This window comes from Rufibacter sp. DG15C (genome assembly GCF_001577755.1).
In the GTDB taxonomy this organism is placed as follows: domain Bacteria; phylum Bacteroidota; class Bacteroidia; order Cytophagales; family Hymenobacteraceae; genus Nibribacter.
In genome coordinates, this window is sequence record NZ_CP010776.1 from 3389377 (window position 1) to 3406324 (window position 16948).

Consider the following 16948-nt stretch of genomic DNA (forward strand, 5'->3'; position numbering starts at 1 on the left):
AAAGTAGGGAGCTATTTGGTTATAAGGTCGAAATTTGGAAAGAATTTAGGTATGAATAGAATAATTCTTGCACTTGCGTCTCTGTCAATTTTATCTTTCGTTTCTCCTGCTACCAGTGATCCTTCAAAATATAGAGGAATTCCTGCTACTGCCCCGGTAGTAAAGGCCTCTGTTGCGGCAGATGGTAAGAAAGATGCCTCTTTTGATAAATTCCTGGAAGAACTCTATGATGATGCTGACCTAAAACAAGCTGACCTTAGCTTTGATGTTTTTAAGAGAGCCGCTGTAGGGTATTATAACCTGAAAGACCTGGGCAAGCTTAACAAAAACAAGAACCTGTTAACGGTGATTGATTTTGGCAAACCAAGCCGCGAGAAGCGTCTTTGGATCATTGACCTAAACAAAAAGAAGGTGTTGTACCATAGCCTGGTAGCCCATGGTAGAGGTTCTGGAGATGACAGAGCCGTTAAGTTCTCAAACGTAGAGAATTCACATATGAGCAGCCTAGGTTTCTATGTTACCAAAAGCACGTATACTGGCAAACACGGACTTTCCTTGAAAATGGAAGGATTAGATAGAAACCACAATACCAACGCCTATCAGCGGGCTATTGTAGTACATGCAGCTGACTATGTGAGTGAGTCGTTTGTAAAGCAACATGGTAGACTTGGCAGAAGCCACGGTTGCCCGGCCTTGCCGCCAGACATCAACGCGCAAGTGGTGCAGTTAATCAAAGATGGCACGTGCCTATACATTGATGCGGCCCATGCCAATTACCAGTCAGCTTTCCTTAGCCCAGATAAAGCCATCAAAAGCTTTGAAGCTCAAATCATGCAGAGACAGGCAGAAATGCTTAGCAAATAAAGAAGTACCTGTGTAAGGGTATAAACTAAAAGAGGCCGGTTCTGTACAGAACCGGCCTCTTTTAGTTTATAGAAGGGTAAACCCTATGCGTGGTCTTTGGTGGCCTTTACCAAGCTAATACCGGTAAAGAAGAAAATCAATCCTACTACAAAGGGAACCGCCGCAGAGAATTTATTGACAGATACATCTCCTACAGATCCTCCGCCAGCTAAAAAGGCATAAGCACCCCATATAACGCCTACAATCCCTAGGATTGTCAAGATTGCGCCGAAAGTTCTTTTCAGGTTCATAGTTTCATTGTTTAGTGAATGGAAGCATTTAGACAGCTTCTTTGGCTTCTTACGTATGTGCAATAAAAATGATATAGAAAGTATGCTATATGCTTTAATTATTTTAGAAAGGACCCTTGCGGTAAATACGTAACCAACCTTCCAGAAACCCGTTCATCTGAGGAGTATGCGTTCATAGCATCAATCAGCTAAGAAGGTAGAATAAGCGTTCTCCCTTAATAAATTCCTAAAATGATAAGCTCTATTTAGATATGACATTGATATCCTGATTGACATGTTTTTTTTGGGTATTTATGGGTGAAACAGACTATAGTATCCAATAACCGGCGTGATTCAGCATAAAGGCATAACCACTGATGAGGAATTCGACTTAGGTTTACAAACGGATGCTTTTGCTTTGCCTTTCGGGCAGACATTTATTACAGCGGGTCTTTTAAAGCAACTTATTACCCGAAACAGAACAGACCATCAATGAATAATTTGCCAATGGCGTACTTTTCGGTTTCACTCAATAAATTCAAATCCGTTTTTGGCCTCTTTTCCAGAAAACAGGCCAAAAACGGCGTTCTTAATCTGTACCGTTTCCCAGCAAAATGAAGAAGATATTATTTGTAGTAAACCCCATTTCTGGAGACATAGATAAACAGGATCTGGAAGAAACCTTGAAGGGCTTCTGCCTTAACCAGAAGATTTCAGCTGAGTTTTATAAAACCACGGGTGAACAGGATGAGGAAAAGCTTAAGGAAAAGATAAATTCCTTTAAGCCAGAAGCCGTGGTAGCCGTGGGTGGAGACGGCACGGTTAGTTTAGTGGCCAAACAGATCATCAATACTAAAATTGCCTTAGCCATTATTCCGCAGGGTTCAGGCAACGGGTTGTCTAAAGATTTAGATATTCCGCAGACATTTGAGGAGGCCTTGCAGGTCTTGGTAGATAACCGGGTCAAAGCCATTGACACCTTAGACGTGAATGGCGAAGTATCCATCCATATCTGTGACATGGGCTTTAATGCCCTGGTGGTAAAACGATTCTGTGAAGGAGAAACCCGTGGTCCCGGTGCCTATGCCTGGATTGCCATGCAAGAATTCATGGGATATACTACCCATAGGTACATCATCAAATCAAAAGGGCAGGTGCTGTTTGAGGGAGAGGCGTTTATGGTAACGGTTACCAATGCAAAAGCCTTCGGGAGCAATGCTGCCATTAACCCTAATGGGATTATAAATGATGGCTGTTTTGAAGTTTGCGTCATGGAGCCTTTTCCAAAAACCTCCAGCTTGGGTATTCTTTACCGCCTGTACACAGACAGCATTGATGAATCTGTGTATACCCAACGGTTTAGCTGCCAGGAAGTCATCATAGAAAACTTGGACGATGCCCAAATTCAGATAGACGGAGAACCCATAGAACCAGTCAAGCAGCTTACCATTAAGGTGCAGCCACGCACGTTAAATGTATTATTGCCCAACCCTATTGAGCAGGAGAGTGCGTAGCCTGATAAATGCGCTTGTGGTAGGCTAAAATCGGTTCATCTCCCGTTAGGGCGGGCTCTAATACCCTAAGCCACACATCACCGTTCTGGTATTGGTCCAGCACCATAAAGCCCTTGTTCTCATGGGTAAATGATGCGCGTCCGCCTTTAGCCACAAAGTTGGTCTTGCTACCGGCTCCACTCACGGCAAAATGGCTGCCTTTCACTTTAAAGTACTGTAGGTTGTGGTCATGGCCTGCCACGTAAAAAAAGCCTGGGTATTTATGCAGCACCTTTAAAAGCTTTTTTCTAAACCTCCTGAACGGCGGGTAGGACATATCCTCGGCAGCGCCCACATATTTGCGGTAGAGCTGGTATAAGGTCCCAGAAATGGGCAGTGGTATCATGGCCCGCTTGTGCACAAAAGTCAATGGGAACAGATGCTGTTTCACGGTAAAATTACCCGCGTGCAAGGCATTGCTGTACAAGGGATGATGACCACAAATGACCACCATGCGATGGCGGTTAGCACCCAAAATTTCCTCTAGCTGTTTAAAGAAATCACTAGGCAGTTCTAAGGAGCAGCCAAACTTCTTGCCCAACGGCCTAAACCCTCTTTGCACCCACCACTGCGAGTTAATAATGACCAGTAAAAGCTGTTCGTTGATTTCCCTGGTGACGGGTCCCAGACAGCCATCCTTAGGCAGATAGGCTTCTTCATCTTGTAAAAAATCTAGGACAAATTTCTGCTGGCGCAGGAGGTAGGAGTGACCATCTTTTCTGCCTTTGTTCCAGTCATGGTTGCCCCCTAGATAAATGGCCTGGGTGGGATAGGCCTTTAAGAGCTCTAATTGATGGGTGAGCTTTAATACTGCCGGGGCATGGTGGCGATGACCTTCAGGAGGAAGGCCCACTGGGTAGACATTATCCCCTAAAAAAACGGCAGTGCTAGGAATGTTGCTTACCTCCTTCAGCCAGACGTCAAGGGTTTTAAGGACCGGATCATCATTCACAGACCCAGCGTTGCCAATGTCTCCAACCAAGGCAATGGAATGGATTCTCTCTTGAGCAGGTGGGGCCTGTTGCGTGCGCCAGCCTATGTCTGTCAAGGTGTAGAAGGGCTTTTTTCTGTATTTGCGCTCCCGCCAGTAGGACCGGAGTAACCAGATGGCAGTAGCAGCAAGAAATAGAATAAGCACAAGGTAGTAGGGCATGGCACGTAGCAAGGTATCTTCTTACAGTGTACTCGCTAGCGCTTTTAAAAGTTAGGCGGAAGCAAGTGTTTAAAGTGCCCGTTCAGCTTAACGCGTTCTTTTAATTGCTCGGTCTCCAGGATGATGGGTAGAATATTGGTGAGGTGGTCCAGGATCATGTCAAACCGCTCCTCCTCCGTAGGGCAGATCAATAGTTGGTATTCCTGCTCAATGGACAGGCCCAAATGATGCGCAATGTCAAAAGACTTAAAGTCCGGGGCCAGGGTCAGCATCAAGGATTGCAAGCCCAGCGCGTGGTAAAGCTTTTTGAGGAGCTCCTCAATTTTCTGACGTTTAACAGGCACCTCTTCCAATTGCAAAGGCACTTCCTCTACCTCGCCACCGGCATACAGGCGTCCTGGCATTTGTTTGTGAAAGTGCTTGATCTTGAAAATACCCATGCCTCTGGTTTTAATGTCCATTTCACCGCCCGGATATTTCTTCTCTATGCTTAGGATTTTAATTTCGGTGCCGTAGTCGGCAACGCCTTTCTCCAGGTACACCGGTATCCCGAAGGTGGTGTCATTGGCCTGGCATTCTGTGACCAGTTGGCGGTAGCGGTGTTCAAAGATGTGCAGATTCAATTTTTCCCCCGGAAAAACGACAATGTTCAATGGAAACAATGGGAGGAATCTACTCATGGTCTAGGTTGGTTACCGCTTCTGTGTACTAATTTAAGAAGACTCCCTGCAAGCTCATACTAATTCTTTATTTTTGTCTGATATATCCTCTACAGAAACGCTATTTGGCGTACAGGTACCATGGCTAAAAACCAAAGCACTTCGTCGTTTACGTGGGCAGACGCCCGATGGCTTTTCTTGAAGCTATGCATCACGCTTTTTCTGGTGACTGTCTTGTGGGTACTAGCCTATAGATGGATTGATCCGCCTGTTACGCTGTACATGCTCTCAAAGCGCTCAGAACCAGCCCCAAAAACGCAAAAGACTGAAGAAATACAATACAAGTTCGTGGAACTGGAGGAGATGTCCATGCAGCTGCCTTTGGCTGTCATTGCCGCCGAGGACCAACTCTACCTCACCCACAACGGTTTTGATTTCAAAGCCATAAAAAAGGCGTTTGAGACCAACATCAACAGCAAGAAAACGGTAGGCGGCAGCACCATTAGCCAGCAGGTAGCCAAAAACGTCTTTCTTTGGCACGGCCGTAGCTATCTGCGCAAAGGCGTGGAGATGTACTTTACCTTTCTCATTGAAGTGCTCTGGGGAAAGGAACGCATCATGGAAGTCTACTTGAACATAGCCGAAATGGGGGACCATGTCTTTGGTGTGCACGCAGCCTGCCAGAAATTCTACAACACCACCCCAGAAAAAATAGGCAGACAACAAGCCGCTTTGATTGCCGCCTCCTTGCCCAACCCCATCAAATACTCGGTGGCAAATCCTAACGGGTACATGCTGCGCAACCGCCGGCGCATTGTGCGCAACATGGGCAGGTTAGGAGGTACCGAATACATTAATAAATGGCTCCAATGGAAAAAATAATGCGCTCCCGTCTTACCCTGACGTCTCTTGGCTTGCTACTGTGCTTTAGCCTGAGTTTCTGTACTACAAAAGTGCCCTCCGTTTCTACAGTGCAGCCAGAGATTCAACGCATCATGGATGACCAAAGCCAAGCCTGGAACCGCGGCGATTTGGAAGGCTTTATGGCTCATTACTGGAAGTCTGACTCACTTGTATTCATCGGCAAAAGCGGACCTACCTATGGATGGCAGAAAACCTTGGAGAATTATCAGAAAGGCTATCCCAACAAAGACGCCATGGGGCAACTGAAGTTTACCTTACTTAAAACAGATGTCCTTAGCCCCGAAACGCTTTTTGTGGTGGGCAAATGGCACTTGACCAGAACCATTGGAGATGTGGGTGGCCACTTTTCTTTGGTATTCAAAAAAATCAATGGCCAATGGAAAATTATTGCTGACCATTCTAGTTAACTACCTAGGCTTCTGTACTAGTTGTGGTTTCTAACGATATGAAAGGGAAGGAGCCATTTATTCATTTTTCAGGCTTTCATTTACCAAATAGCTTGAAATAAAACTGCCTCGTTTTTGCCTTGATTTCTAAAAAACAGGCCAAAAACGAGGCAGTTTTTCATTATGTGATTTCTTAACCTTTGATTCCCCGGGTGTCTTTGCTGACAGGGGCAGGGGTTTGCGTGGTGGAGGTACCGGGCGCATCACTGGTGTCAATGTCTTTCTGCTCTTCCACTTTCTGTATTTCTTCTTGGAAGATAAGACCCGTGTCTGCCGCGTGCTTGGCAGCAGCGGCGGTGTCTTTGACTAAGATCATATCCACGGTGCCTTTCAATTCTTCCGTGATCACGTTTACAATCTCGGCACGCTCTGGCAACTCAACATCCCGTATGTACACGCAAATGATTCTGCCCGGAAACTCTTTAATCACTTCCTTGTAAATGGGGGCGTCCTGCTGACCACTATCGCCAATTAAAACAAAGTTGAGGTGCGGATAGGTGAGCAGGATGTTCTGTATCTCCTTGAACTTGTGGCTCATGTGGTCACTGCCAAAGAACTTGTTCTGCATCAGGCCAAAATCGCGCAACAATAAAGGCCCCGCCGGAATGTCATTGATGTCCAGGAAATCATGCAACAGGTCATACATGTTCCAGGGGCTGCTGCTCACATAAAAGAAAGGATTGTTGCGCTTGCCGTTTTTACCTAGTTGCAAGGAACGGTAAAAGACAGAAACTCCGGCAAACGGTAGCCGCGTGCGGGCATTGTTCATGAACACGTGCTTTGACATCATCATCACGTCTGTGGCAGAGGTTAGCACAATGGTGTCATCAATGTCTGAGATGATGCCGTATTCGGCGTCTGGCGGCGGCACCAGCACGTGGGCTTTGGCCATGACACCAGGCTCAAAGGAAGCTACGTTGGCAGCGTGCAACTCTACTTCCATCTCATGCCAGATATCCTCCAGTTGCAGAGGCGTCTTCGGCTCCAGGTTTAGCATAAAATACCCTTCGCGGTCAGTTGAGATGGTGTATTCCTGCTCCTGGAAATTCACCTTGATGGTGGCATCCCGCACTTCGTCACTTTCAAAACGGCGGTACATGTTCTCCAGGTTCTTCCAGAGGGTGTCATTGTCTTCTGCAGCCGTAACGCCTTTGTTGGCCAGCACGCGCCCTTTCAAATAAAGGCGGTTTACGGTGCCGTAGCTTCTGTAAGGTACAATATGCAAAGGCTTATACAGATCCAGGCTATTGCGCAGGCGCTGCATCAAATTATCCAGGGAATCGTCTGTTTTTTGTAAATAGCTACTGAGGGATTTTTTCCAATCTAGCATAAGGGCACGTGTCTGGTTGATAGTTGAAAGAGGTACGCAACAGCGAATGGTAAAGATATTTCTGTTACTATAAGAGAGGTAAGGACGTTCGTTTTGGGCCTGATTTCTAGAAAACAGGCCCAAAACGAAGTAGAAACTATAGCAATCCCAAGTCTCGTTTAAACTGGTTGTAATTGGCCTTTGCCTTAGGCGTAGTGCTGCAACCTGCTTCTTTGGCGCGGGCCTGTATCTCTGCAATGCGGTTGTCTGGATTAGGGTGGGTGCTGATAAACTCTGGAATGTTGCCACTCTGCGCCAGGGATTGCATTTTCTGGAAGAAGCCAGCCGCTCCATCACAGGCGTAGTACTTGGTGGCAGCCAGGTATTTGACAGAATAATCATCAGACTCGCGCTCATAGTCCCGGCTGAATTTAAGCCCGGCTAATCTACCCGCCACCTGTCCAGCTATCTGTTGCATTTCACCAGAGCTTTCATTCAAGACCAAGGATAGCAAAAAATTGATGCCGTATTGTTTCTGCAGTTGTTTGACCGTATGACGCTGATCTGCGTGGGCAATCTCATGGCCCAATACCCCAGCCAACTGGTCCTCGGTGTCCAGGTACTTGATGAGGCCGGTAAAGACATAAATATGACCGCCAGGTGTGGCAAAGGCGTTTAGGTTTTCGGGGTCATTGATGATTTTCACATCCCAGGCAAATTCGTCCTTGTAGCTAACGGCGCCTGAGGCCAGCAAACGGGCCACCATTTTGTCTAAATGTACATAGGCGCGTTGTACGCCAGGGTTGGCCGAGTTTCTATCCAACAATTGGCCGTTGGCGCGGTACGTGGAATCTACTTCCTGAGACACCTGGGCTCCCAATTTTACATCATTGTCAATCCCGAATAGGACGCGGTCACCATTTTTATCTGAGGAGCAGCTGGTCGTGAAGAAGGCTAAAGTTAGAAGGCAGCAGGAGGCAAGCCGAAGAATATTCTGGTGCATGGCGCAAGTACGTTTGAATAAGAAGATATAGGTTGTGCCCTATGTACGCAAAGAGCCCAAGAAAGATAGAAGTAGGGTCCAGGAAGAATGCCGAGAGAAACCGTTTTTGGCTTGTTTTCTGGAAATGAGGCTACAACCGATAGGCAAAACTTTTGAGGGCTCAGGCAGTTTAAGAGTAGAAATTCAACTGGTTCCTTATGGCAACATCCTTGACGCACGCCGAAATTTACGCTGACGTAGCCGCTTCTGCCCAGCAGGCTGGCTTACGCTACCTGCCAGACACCAAACCGGGCATTACCAGGCAAGCAAAAGGCAAGAAAACCGAGTACTTCTCTGCCAAAGGCGAAAAGATCACGGATGAGAAAACCTTGGAACGGGTGCAAAAACTGGTTATTCCGCCGGCTTGGACGGATGTCTGGATTTCGCCTTCGCCCAATGGGCACATACAAGCCACGGGCCGGGACGTGAAAGGCCGCAAGCAGTACGTGTACCACCCAGAGTGGCAGCAGACCAGGAGCGTCAATAAGTTTGGCCGCATGATGGCTTTTGCAAAGGCCTTACCGGGTATTAGGGAGCAGGTTGAAAAAGACCTCAGGCTGAAGAAATTGGAGAAGCGTAAAATTTTGGCCATTGTGGTTGAACTGCTAGACCATTCTTTTATTAGGATAGGCAACAAGACCTACGCCAAGGAAAACAAATCCTTCGGGCTGACCACCTTGCGCGACCGCCACGCCACCATTGAAGGCGACCACCTGCGGTTGGAGTTTGTGGGCAAGAAGGGAATCAAGCATGAGATCAGCATCAAAGACCGAAGACTGGCCAGATTGGTTAAGCAGTGCCAGGAGATACCGGGGTATGACCTGTTCCAATATTATGACGAGGAAGGCAACCGACAGACCCTGGAATCTGGCGACGTGAATGAGTACCTGCGTTCTCTAAGCGAGGAAGAGTTTACGGCCAAGGACTTCAGGACTTGGGGCGGCACGGTCACCATGGTAGAATGCCTGGAAACGGTTTTAGACCAGCACCCCGAAATTGAGAAGGAAGCCTCTGTGAAGGAAGCGGTGAAAATGGTAGCCAAAGAGCTCGGCAACACGCCCACCGTGTGTAGCAAATACTACATTCACCCAGAGGTAGTCAACCTGTTTAAGCAAGACAAGCTGATTGATTATTTGCGCAAGCATGATGCTAAAAAGAAGAAAGAGAATCCCTATCTTACCCGTACCGAAGAGTTTGTCATGAAGATGCTGCAAGAAGTGAAATAGCGCAAACTCTACTTGGTCGTTTTTGGCTTGTTTTCTGGAAAGCAAGCCAAAAACGACTGTACGCCACCTCCCCCTTTCTATTCAAGTTTTATAAAAAGTTAGGGAATGATTCCTCTTGAAAACGCGCGCCTTGTGCTGCAGCCGCTCACCAAAGAGCAGCTGAGCTTGTATCTTTTGAACGACGGATCCTTAGAAAAACAACTAGGAGTGGGCTATACTCCCAAAGCCATCAACCACGACCTAAAGGACGGCTTAGAACGGCATTTTCTGCCCTTAGTGGGCAGCCACCCTACAGACTTTTATTTTTACACGCTGTGGTCCATTGTGCTCAAAGAAGAAAATGTCCTGGTAGGCGACCTCTGTTTTAAGGGCGCGCCAGATGAAGAAGGACACATTGAGATTGGCTATGGCACCTATGACCATTACCAGAACAAAGGCATCATGACCGAGGCCGTTGCCCTGCTGCTGACTTGGTGTAAAACGCGCCCAGAGATTAAAACCGTCCTCGCCGAAACGGAGACGGGCAACACTGCCTCAGAGAAAATCCTACAGAAAAACGGCTTCACCTGCTATCACAAAGGCCGCGACAACAGTTGGTGGAAAATTTCCTTACGAAACCAGTGATTACAGTCCTTCGCGATCAAAGGCGTGGATGGAGACGTCTCTGGTTTTCTTGACTTTGGTTTCCTTGCCACCTTCTACTTCAATGCCGATGCGGGTGTCATAGACCCTGGTTTTTTTGCTTGCGCCGCTGACTGAGGACTCGTCTTTGACCTCATCTTCAGCCACGCCTCCGTAGATGTTGACCAAGATGCCTTTTCTGGCTTTACCGGTGAGCTTGAAATTGTCTTTGCCGCCTAAGCCATGCAAGGTGATGCTTTTAGTTTCTTGGGGCAGAAACGTGCGTTCATAGGAGAGGACGGGCTTTTTCTTGTCATCCTCGGGTACTTGAAACACCTGCACCTTGGTTTTTCCGTCTTCCTGGCGCTCCACTACAAATTCTTCCACTTGGTCGGTGCCCGGGACTAATACATGTTGGGCGTACAAGGCGTACATCTGTTCCGCTATCTGCGGCAGCTGGTCTCTTCTTGATTTAAGGTTGCTGGTAATTTCTTCGCCGGTAAGATTATAAACTGCCAGTGGAAGTTCTGAGACTGCTTTTTCAATGACTGCATCCGTTAATTGGCTTTGCAGTTGTTTTGCCTGGGTTTGCCATTGCTCCAGGGTCATTTCATTTAAACATTGGTTGTCTATGAAGTGGGCGTTTTGCAAGTAGCCTTTGACGTTGGAGACGCCTGGCTTGAAGGTTTTCATTTTACTGAGCGGCGCCCAGCTTCTGCTGGCCAACCACGGCACAATGCCGTCGCTAAACTTAAAGAAAGCCTGGTCGCGGTCTTTGGGAACAGGGGCATAGGTATACTTATCACCGTTTTCATAAACAGCCCACTGCCACTGGCCCTGGTGTCGGTCCCAATCACCTATGAGTACATCAAATAAGCGGGCTTTGGCGAAGGCGTTTTGGTCTGGGAGGTGGCCATGTTGGGTGAACCTGTTTTCCAAAAACTCCTCAGAACTGACCAGGTTTTTGGCCTTCCCAAAATAGTCTGTCAATGACTCCTTGCCTTCAAATTTTTCCTCTAGCAGAAAAACGCGGTCACTAAACTCTGACACATTCTCCACTAGGCCTTTCACATCCTTAGGCACATAAAAATAAATAGGATGGCTATGCGGAATCTTAGCCCCGATGGCCAAAGAAGAAACCACTGCCGCACCAAAAGGATGGGCCGCCGAAGTCTGGTCCCTTAAAATATTGGTGAGAAAGGTGTTGCGTAAGCCTTTGGGGAGGATGTCAGCTGGGTTCTTATCTACGGAGCGTAATGCGTACTGCCGGCCGTCTTTGTTTTTAAGAGTGAGACTGGTGGTTTGAAAACCGCCGCCCAATTCATCTGGAGTGAGGCCACCGTGCGTTTTGGCTAAGTCTAGGACAGGAAGCGTCACGGGTTGGGCCCACACCTTGCGGTAGTGCTTTCCCCACCAGAGGCGGTGCCACCAGCCTTTATCATATTGTTTTCCGGCCACCACCAAAGCAGAGTCATAAGTGGCTCCTGGGGTACGCACTACATTGCCTGCCAGCGCTGTTTCTTGGAAATAGTTTTTCTTGGCACACCCCGTTAGCAGGGCTCCCACCAAAAAAAGAAAGAGTAGGTATTTCAGCATTCTAGTAATATTCGCCAATGGCTATACTTTGCCATGGCCGTAAAGGTTGTCTAATGCCCAACAATACAGATGCGTTTAGGTTTTTACCCAAGCTTACAGTGAAGGAAGCAAAACTTGTGTATAGGGATTCTGGTATAAGTACGTATTCATGAAAAAGGCTTCTACTTTAAACCGGCTCTGGGCTAGGTTCACTTTTATAGGCATTGTCCTAACTCTTTCGCTAGGCAGTCAAACTCCCGCTTGGGCTCAAGCTTCCAAAGACTCTACCATTGTGGTGGCGGCTGCCGCGCACTATCTAAAAAACCCGTTTCATAGATTTTGGTGGGGAAAGCACTACCGCAAGGTGTGGGCAGAGCCTGTGCAAGTACCCGTATTGCGCTTGGACCAAATGCGCAGCGGCTTAATTCCTTTAGAACAAGGCGGAAGCTTCCAGACCAGAACCCTTCGGCTGAAGGATAAGGAGGGGAAGGAGTATGTGCTACGCTCCATTGACAAAGACCCGGCGCGCGCCTTGCCAGAGTTCTGGCGGAAAACCTTTCTGGCGTCGGTGATGCGGGATCAGACCAGTGTCATTCACCCGTACGGGGCCTTTCTGGTACCTGCCTTGGCCAGTGCTGCCAAAGTCAACCACACCAACCCACAACTGGTGTACATAGCAGATGACAAAGCCTTAGGAGAGTTCCAGGGAGTGTTTGCCAACCAGTTGGCTTTGTTGGAAGAGCGACCAGAAGGCCCCTGGCCAACGCTAGAAAGCTTCGGGAATGCCAAGGAGGTCATCAGTTCTAGCAAAGCCTTTGAACAGCTCATCAAAGATCCTAAATTCCAGGTAGATGCCAAGCGTTATCTGCGGTCCAGGCTATTTGATATGTGGGTAAGCGACTGGAGCCGAAGGGAAGACCAGTGGCGCTGGGGCGTGCACAAGCAAGGCAAGCAAACTATCTTTGAACCTATTCCCAGAGACCGTGACCACGCCTTCTTTAAGTTTAAGGACGGGGTGCTCACGTCTATTATCACGCTCTTCAAAGCTAATTACCAAAGCTTTGACCATACCATTAGTAGAAGTAATGTGAATGGCCTTACCAAGAGCTCCAGAAGGATGGATGCTTATTTTCTGGCGTATCTAACCGAGCAGGATTTTAAGGAAGTGGCGCAAGAACTGCAAGGTAATCTGACTGACCAAGCCATTGACCAAGCTATTGCTCAATGGCCCTCCCAGATACAGGCTTTGTCTGGGCAGGAATTCTCTCAAAAGTTAAAAGAAAGGAGAGCCGACCTACCCGAAGCCGCGAATGCTTTTTACAAACTAATCAATCAGGAGGTGCTGCTGCCCGGCACCGATGAGAAAGATGTGTTTGAAATTGAGTTGCATCAGAACGGCGACCTGACGGTAAAGGTCTTCGCCCAACACAAAAAAGACAGCACGCAGCTTATCCATCAAAAAACGTTTAAGCCTCATGAAACCGCTTCTTTGTCTATCTATGGATTAGGTGATGAAGACATGTTTCTTGTCAAAGGACAAGGCAAAAACCAAATCAAAGTGAAGCTGTACGGCGGTGAAGACGAGGACCAGGTCAAAGCTACCGAATCCTGGAAACCAACCGGTCAAAAGATTCTCATCATGGATGAGGAGGATGGCAACCAATACCCCAAGGTGAAAGGCATAGACATCAAAGAGCACACCCCAGTGGCTGACGAGTTCACTGGGAAAGGTTGGCTCTTGCGGCACAGGTTGCACTAAAGTAAAATTCGTTTTTGGCCTGTTTTCATGGAAACAGGCCAAAAACGAATTTAGAAAATCAGAACTTTGTCCGTGTGTTTGGTTCTCAGGTAACCTCTCAAAATCTGCTGGGTGTCTTTGTTGTCATTGTAACGTTTAATGACATCCAGAAAATCTTCCAAGCTAGAGGCGCTAAAGGACTCATCCACGTACCCGAAGCCCCGGTAACTACCATTCTCCACTACTACTACCGACTTCTCGTCTGGCTGCCGTCCTTTGCCTATCACCACAAAATTGTCATGGTCATATTTGAAGGCGTCTAAGGCCATCTGCACGCGCTTGTTGTATTCTTCTGGGGCTTCCTTGCCAATACAGGCGCCGTTGCACTGGTGCACCTGGTAATCAAAACAAGCCCCATTGGATTTATACAGATCACAGAGCTTCTGGCAAAGGTTAAACTTGGCCACCCGACTGAACAAAAAGTTCTTGGCCTGGAATTGGTTGGCCAGCGTGATGACCGGCGCCATTTCAGTTTTGGCCTTCTGAAAGGTCATGCGCAGGTAACCGTCCTGGTCTGTGTAAGTGAAAATACCCGAATGATAGACACTGCGGCGTTGGGCACGGTTGTAAAAAGGTTTGCGCTTCTTAATCTCATCAGACTCAAATAACAAGGCCACCAACTCGCTGCCCGTGCGCTCATAGGTGATGCTGGCAATGCGGTTCTTGAACTCAATGGACTTCTTGCTCTTAAAGTCAATGCTAAAATGCTGGATAATCCGTTTTCTGATGCTCTTGCTTTTACCCACGTAGATAATCTCACCACTCTCATCATGAAAGTAATACACACCCGCCTCCAGGGGCAGTGCGTCTACCATTTCTCTAGAGATATTGGGTGGCAGCAGCGATGTTTTAATCTCCTTGGTCAAGGCAGAACCGCCATCCAATTTGTCATCCTGGTCGGCGTCAACTTTGGCTTGGTCTATTTTTAGAAGGCGGTCAAATAGAACGGCCGTCGCCTCAGCGTCGCCAATGGCGCGGTGACGCAGACGCAAGGGAATGTCAATGCTTTTGCAAAGCTTTCCCAGACTATAAGAAGGCAAACCAGGCATCAATTTCCGGCTAAGGCGCACGGTGCACAAGGTCTTCCGCTGAAAGTTAAACCCCAAGTCTGAGAATTCTTTTTTCAGGAAGGAATAGTCAAAGCGTACGTTATGGGCCACGAAGACTTTACCGTCAGTGATCTGCACAATGTCTTTGGCCACCTCATGGAACTTGGGCGCATCGCGCACCATCTCATCTGTGATGCCCGTGAGCTGGGAGATAAAGAAGGGGATGGGCCTTCCTGGGTTTATGAGCGTAGAATATTGGTCTACCACCTGGTTGCCGTCATGGATGAAGACTGCTATTTCAGTGATTCTGTCGTCTGAGGGTTGGCTACCAGTGGTTTCTATGTCTATGATGGCGTACACGCAACAAGGATTGGTGGTAAGGTAGCGGTGCTTCCGCTAGAGTTATAACCGAGGAATAGGCAATATCGTTTCATCTTGATATTACAACATGTACGGGAAAACGTCATAAAAAAAGCAGCCACCAGGGCTGCTTTTTCTGTCTCAAAAGGAGACGTACTATATCCAAATCTTAAATGCCGTTTTTCAGGCTGGTAATGGTCTGTTTAGCGGTCTGAATCTCCTGCTGCTGTTTCTGGATGATGTTTTTCACATCCATCGGCAATGCAGTGTCATTCAAGGCGTTGCTATAGGCTTTCAAAGCGGCCTCATCGCCGTTTTCGCATTCAGACAAGATGGCCTTGCTGTCATTGCCGCCAATAGCTGATTTTAAGTTGATCCAACCGCGGTGTACGGCACCGGCTGCTTCCATGGCAATGCCTTCTACGGTGGTGGTGTTAGAGGTGCTTCCGCCTAACTGTTGGGCTTTGCTTTCTAACTCGCTAACAAAAGAAGCGCGTTGCTGGGCAAGTCTTTCCAACTCTGATTTTACTCTTGGGTTGTCTACCGCACCGGCGGCCGTCTCATATCCTTTTCTACCGTCGCGGGCAGTTTCTACTAGGTCATTTAAGGTGTTAAGAATCTTATCATTTGGGTTATTCATAGTTGTATTCTGTTTGGTAAAACATTGTTGAACCTGCTCTTTACTTTTAAGACAAATGTCTAAGAAGCATGAGCGTCTGTTCTTTTACTTGTCAGAAATACAATTAGTTGCACCGTTTTTGGCCTGATTTTCAGAAAAGAGCCCAAAAATGACTTTCCTATTCTTTACGTTTTCGCTTGAGCTTCTTGAGGAGTTTTAGTTCACGAGGTTCGCGGTGAATGTCTCCCAGCAAAAACGCGAATGGTTTCAAGGGCGCGTACTGATCTAGTAGAACCTTGAGGATGGCAATGAGCGGGATGGATAAGATCATGCCCGCAGCTCCCCAGATTTCGCCGCCCATGATCAAGGCAATGATGGCCGCAAACGGGTTGATGCTCACCTTAGAGCCCACCACGTTGGGTGTAATGAAATTGCCTTCCAGAAACTGTACAAACGCAAAGATGGCCACCACAATTAGCATGTTGGTCACAGAGCCGGTGTTCACTAGCACATACAGCGCGGGTAAGGCAGCGCCCAGCATGATGCCTATGTAAGGAATAATGGTCAAAATGGCGGCAAAGGCCCCGAAGAAGATGGCATATTCAATGCCCATGATCATCAAGCCAATGGAGTTGAGAATTGACACAATCACTATCACTATCACTAAGCCTGAGATGTAGCTCTGCACTACCTGCTGTATATTGTCAATGGTGTTTAGAATGCTTTCACGTTTACTAACGGCAATAAATTGGAAGATGAATTGCCGCAAGTGGTCGCGGTAATACAGCATACAAAAGACATAGATGGGGATGAGCGTGATGACAGTGAGGGCGCCAGTGGTCAAGGAAATGGTACTTCCCACAAAAGCGGTACCCGTCTGGCTGATGTTGCCCAGTGCTTTTTCAATGAATTCTGAGCGGTTGGTGGGTTTGATGCCAAACTTATTAAATAGAAACATCTGGATCTTGGAGATCAGGATGGACAGCTTAGCGGAGATGTCGTTCAACTCTGCCGTAAAATTCCCGATCTGCATGGAGAAAAAGTAGATCATCAAAGCCACCACCAGAATCACTAAAATCAAGCTTAGGAGCGTGGCCATGGACCGAGGCATCTGGCGTTCCAACCGTGTGCTGATGGGCAAAAGGAGTAGGGCAAACAAACCGGCAAAGCTCAACGGAATCAAGATGGACTTGAATGTCTGCATGAAATACAATAGCAGAAACAGGCCCAACAGGATAACTGTGTACTTAAAATAGGAGGGTAATTTTAATTCCATGCCCTAGGTTGGGTTCAAGTAAATATTTAAAGCTGAATGCGTTGAGGTTATATTGCTAAAAATAATAGCACAAATTAGTAGTTAACGATAAGTCAAAGTTAAAATGTGCTAAAAAAATAAGCATTCAATGTCTCTTTGAATGAACTGCAAAGCCCTATATTTGGTTACAAAAGGGAAAATACGTAAGTGCCTCGCCTGTTAATTT

At 47.3% G+C, this 16948-nt stretch carries 16 protein-coding genes; 7 read left to right on the top strand and 9 right to left on the bottom strand.

Annotation, left to right across the window (positions count from 1 at the left end; all coding sequences use genetic code 11):
- The first annotated feature begins 51 nt into the window (after positions 1–51).
- A complete protein-coding gene (locus tag TH61_RS14495; RefSeq protein WP_066510854.1) occupies positions 52–864 on the top strand; it encodes a murein L,D-transpeptidase catalytic domain family protein in 813 nt (270 codons plus the stop codon).
- Positions 865–947: 83 nt separating this feature from the next.
- On the opposite strand, the gene TH61_RS14500 is transcribed toward TH61_RS14495, so the two are convergent.
- On the bottom strand, positions 948–1154 hold the full coding sequence (locus tag TH61_RS14500) for a hypothetical protein (protein WP_066510855.1): 207 nt from the start codon (positions 1152–1154) through the stop codon (positions 948–950).
- A 593-nt stretch (positions 1155–1747) separates the two neighbouring features.
- On the opposite strand from TH61_RS14500, the gene TH61_RS14505 reads away from it, so the two are divergent.
- The gene (locus TH61_RS14505; protein WP_066510858.1) at positions 1748–2647 is read left to right on the top strand and encodes a diacylglycerol kinase family protein; all 900 of its coding nucleotides are present in this window, start codon (positions 1748–1750) and stop codon (positions 2645–2647) included.
- Here the strand turns inward: TH61_RS14505 and TH61_RS14510 are convergent.
- Together TH61_RS14510 and TH61_RS14515 are read right to left on the bottom strand one after the other, a co-directional pair.
- Positions 2625–3839: a metallophosphoesterase gene (locus TH61_RS14510; RefSeq protein WP_066510861.1), complete on the bottom strand. Its 1215-nt coding sequence runs from the start codon at positions 3837–3839 to the stop codon at positions 2625–2627. The genes TH61_RS14505 and TH61_RS14510 overlap by 23 nt on opposite strands.
- Before the next feature lie 44 nt (positions 3840–3883).
- Positions 3884–4519 (bottom strand): LON peptidase substrate-binding domain-containing protein, encoded by a 636-nt coding sequence (locus tag TH61_RS14515; RefSeq protein WP_066510864.1) that lies wholly within the window; start codon positions 4517–4519, stop codon positions 3884–3886.
- A gap of 120 nt (positions 4520–4639) precedes the next feature.
- On the opposite strand from TH61_RS14515, the gene mtgA reads away from it, so the two are divergent.
- Together mtgA and TH61_RS14525 are read left to right on the top strand one after the other, a co-directional pair.
- The gene (gene mtgA, locus TH61_RS14520; RefSeq protein ID WP_066510868.1) at positions 4640–5380 is read left to right on the top strand and encodes a monofunctional biosynthetic peptidoglycan transglycosylase; all 741 of its coding nucleotides are present in this window, start codon (positions 4640–4642) and stop codon (positions 5378–5380) included.
- On the top strand, positions 5380–5829 hold the full coding sequence (locus TH61_RS14525; protein WP_071887852.1) for a DUF4440 domain-containing protein: 450 nt from the start codon (positions 5380–5382) through the stop codon (positions 5827–5829). Before mtgA ends, TH61_RS14525 begins: the two co-directional genes overlap by 1 nt.
- Positions 5830–6001: 172 nt before the next feature.
- Here the strand turns inward: TH61_RS14525 and TH61_RS14530 are convergent, their stop codons facing one another.
- Entirely contained in the window at positions 6002–7198 is a 1197-nt protein-coding gene (locus TH61_RS14530; protein ID WP_082780391.1) for an App1 family protein, read from the bottom strand.
- A gap of 136 nt (positions 7199–7334) precedes the next feature.
- Positions 7335–8180 (bottom strand): M48 family metallopeptidase, encoded by an 846-nt coding sequence (locus TH61_RS14535; RefSeq protein ID WP_066510870.1) that lies wholly within the window; start codon positions 8178–8180, stop codon positions 7335–7337.
- Between the two features lie 197 nt (positions 8181–8377).
- Between TH61_RS14535 and TH61_RS14540 the strand changes: the two genes are divergently transcribed.
- Together TH61_RS14540 and TH61_RS14545 are read left to right on the top strand one after the other, a co-directional pair.
- Positions 8378–9445, top strand: a complete 1068-nt coding sequence (locus tag TH61_RS14540) for a DNA topoisomerase IB (RefSeq protein WP_066510872.1) — start codon at positions 8378–8380, stop codon at positions 9443–9445.
- A 105-nt stretch (positions 9446–9550) separates the two neighbouring features.
- Positions 9551–10069, top strand: a complete 519-nt coding sequence (locus tag TH61_RS14545) for a GNAT family N-acetyltransferase (RefSeq protein ID WP_066510874.1) — start codon at positions 9551–9553, stop codon at positions 10067–10069.
- Here TH61_RS14545 and TH61_RS14550 read toward each other — a convergent pair whose 3' ends face one another.
- Positions 10070–11662, bottom strand: a complete 1593-nt coding sequence (locus TH61_RS14550; protein WP_066510877.1) for a hypothetical protein — start codon at positions 11660–11662, stop codon at positions 10070–10072.
- Between the two features lie 148 nt (positions 11663–11810).
- On the opposite strand from TH61_RS14550, the gene TH61_RS14555 reads away from it, so the two are divergent.
- Positions 11811–13400 (top strand): hypothetical protein, encoded by a 1590-nt coding sequence (locus TH61_RS14555; protein ID WP_066510880.1) that lies wholly within the window; start codon positions 11811–11813, stop codon positions 13398–13400.
- A 50-nt stretch (positions 13401–13450) separates the two neighbouring features.
- On the opposite strand, the gene TH61_RS14560 is transcribed toward TH61_RS14555, so the two are convergent.
- The 3 genes from TH61_RS14560 to TH61_RS14570 form a co-directional block, all read right to left on the bottom strand.
- Positions 13451–14848: an exonuclease domain-containing protein gene (locus TH61_RS14560; protein WP_066510882.1), complete on the bottom strand. Its 1398-nt coding sequence runs from the start codon at positions 14846–14848 to the stop codon at positions 13451–13453.
- A 169-nt stretch (positions 14849–15017) separates the two neighbouring features.
- On the bottom strand, positions 15018–15488 hold the full coding sequence (locus tag TH61_RS14565) for a PA2169 family four-helix-bundle protein (RefSeq protein ID WP_066510884.1): 471 nt from the start codon (positions 15486–15488) through the stop codon (positions 15018–15020).
- 157 nt (positions 15489–15645) lie between these two features.
- Complete coding sequence (locus tag TH61_RS14570; protein ID WP_066510887.1) at positions 15646–16743, bottom strand: AI-2E family transporter; 1098 nt, start codon at positions 16741–16743, stop codon at positions 15646–15648.
- Between the last annotated feature and the right edge of the window lie 205 nt (positions 16744–16948).

Bases quoted from the DNA above. Each gene is read 5' to 3' on its own strand.
- TH61_RS14570 (WP_066510887.1), bottom strand. From the start codon at position 16,743: ATGGAATTAAAATTACCCTCCTATTTTAAGTACACAGTTATCCTGTTG.
- TH61_RS14555 (WP_066510880.1), top strand. From the start codon at position 11,811: ATGAAAAAGGCTTCTACTTTAAACCGGCTCTGGGCTAGGTTCACTTTT.
- TH61_RS14530 (WP_082780391.1), bottom strand. From the start codon at position 7,198: ATGCTAGATTGGAAAAAATCCCTCAGTAGCTATTTACAAAAAACAGAC.
- TH61_RS14515 (WP_066510864.1), bottom strand. From the start codon at position 4,519: ATGAGTAGATTCCTCCCATTGTTTCCATTGAACATTGTCGTTTTTCCG.
- TH61_RS14565 (WP_066510884.1), bottom strand. From the start codon at position 15,488: ATGAATAACCCAAATGATAAGATTCTTAACACCTTAAATGACCTAGTA.
- mtgA (WP_066510868.1), top strand. From the start codon at position 4,640: ATGGCTAAAAACCAAAGCACTTCGTCGTTTACGTGGGCAGACGCCCGA.
- TH61_RS14550 (WP_066510877.1), bottom strand. From the start codon at position 11,662: ATGCTGAAATACCTACTCTTTCTTTTTTTGGTGGGAGCCCTGCTAACG.
- TH61_RS14535 (WP_066510870.1), bottom strand. From the start codon at position 8,180: ATGCACCAGAATATTCTTCGGCTTGCCTCCTGCTGCCTTCTAACTTTA.
- TH61_RS14540 (WP_066510872.1), top strand. From the start codon at position 8,378: ATGGCAACATCCTTGACGCACGCCGAAATTTACGCTGACGTAGCCGCT.
- TH61_RS14495 (WP_066510854.1), top strand. From the start codon at position 52: ATGAATAGAATAATTCTTGCACTTGCGTCTCTGTCAATTTTATCTTTC.
- TH61_RS14525 (WP_071887852.1), top strand. From the start codon at position 5,380: ATGCGCTCCCGTCTTACCCTGACGTCTCTTGGCTTGCTACTGTGCTTT.
- TH61_RS14545 (WP_066510874.1), top strand. From the start codon at position 9,551: ATGATTCCTCTTGAAAACGCGCGCCTTGTGCTGCAGCCGCTCACCAAA.
- TH61_RS14500 (WP_066510855.1), bottom strand. From the start codon at position 1,154: ATGAACCTGAAAAGAACTTTCGGCGCAATCTTGACAATCCTAGGGATT.
- TH61_RS14510 (WP_066510861.1), bottom strand. From the start codon at position 3,839: ATGCCCTACTACCTTGTGCTTATTCTATTTCTTGCTGCTACTGCCATC.
- TH61_RS14505 (WP_066510858.1), top strand. From the start codon at position 1,748: ATGAAGAAGATATTATTTGTAGTAAACCCCATTTCTGGAGACATAGAT.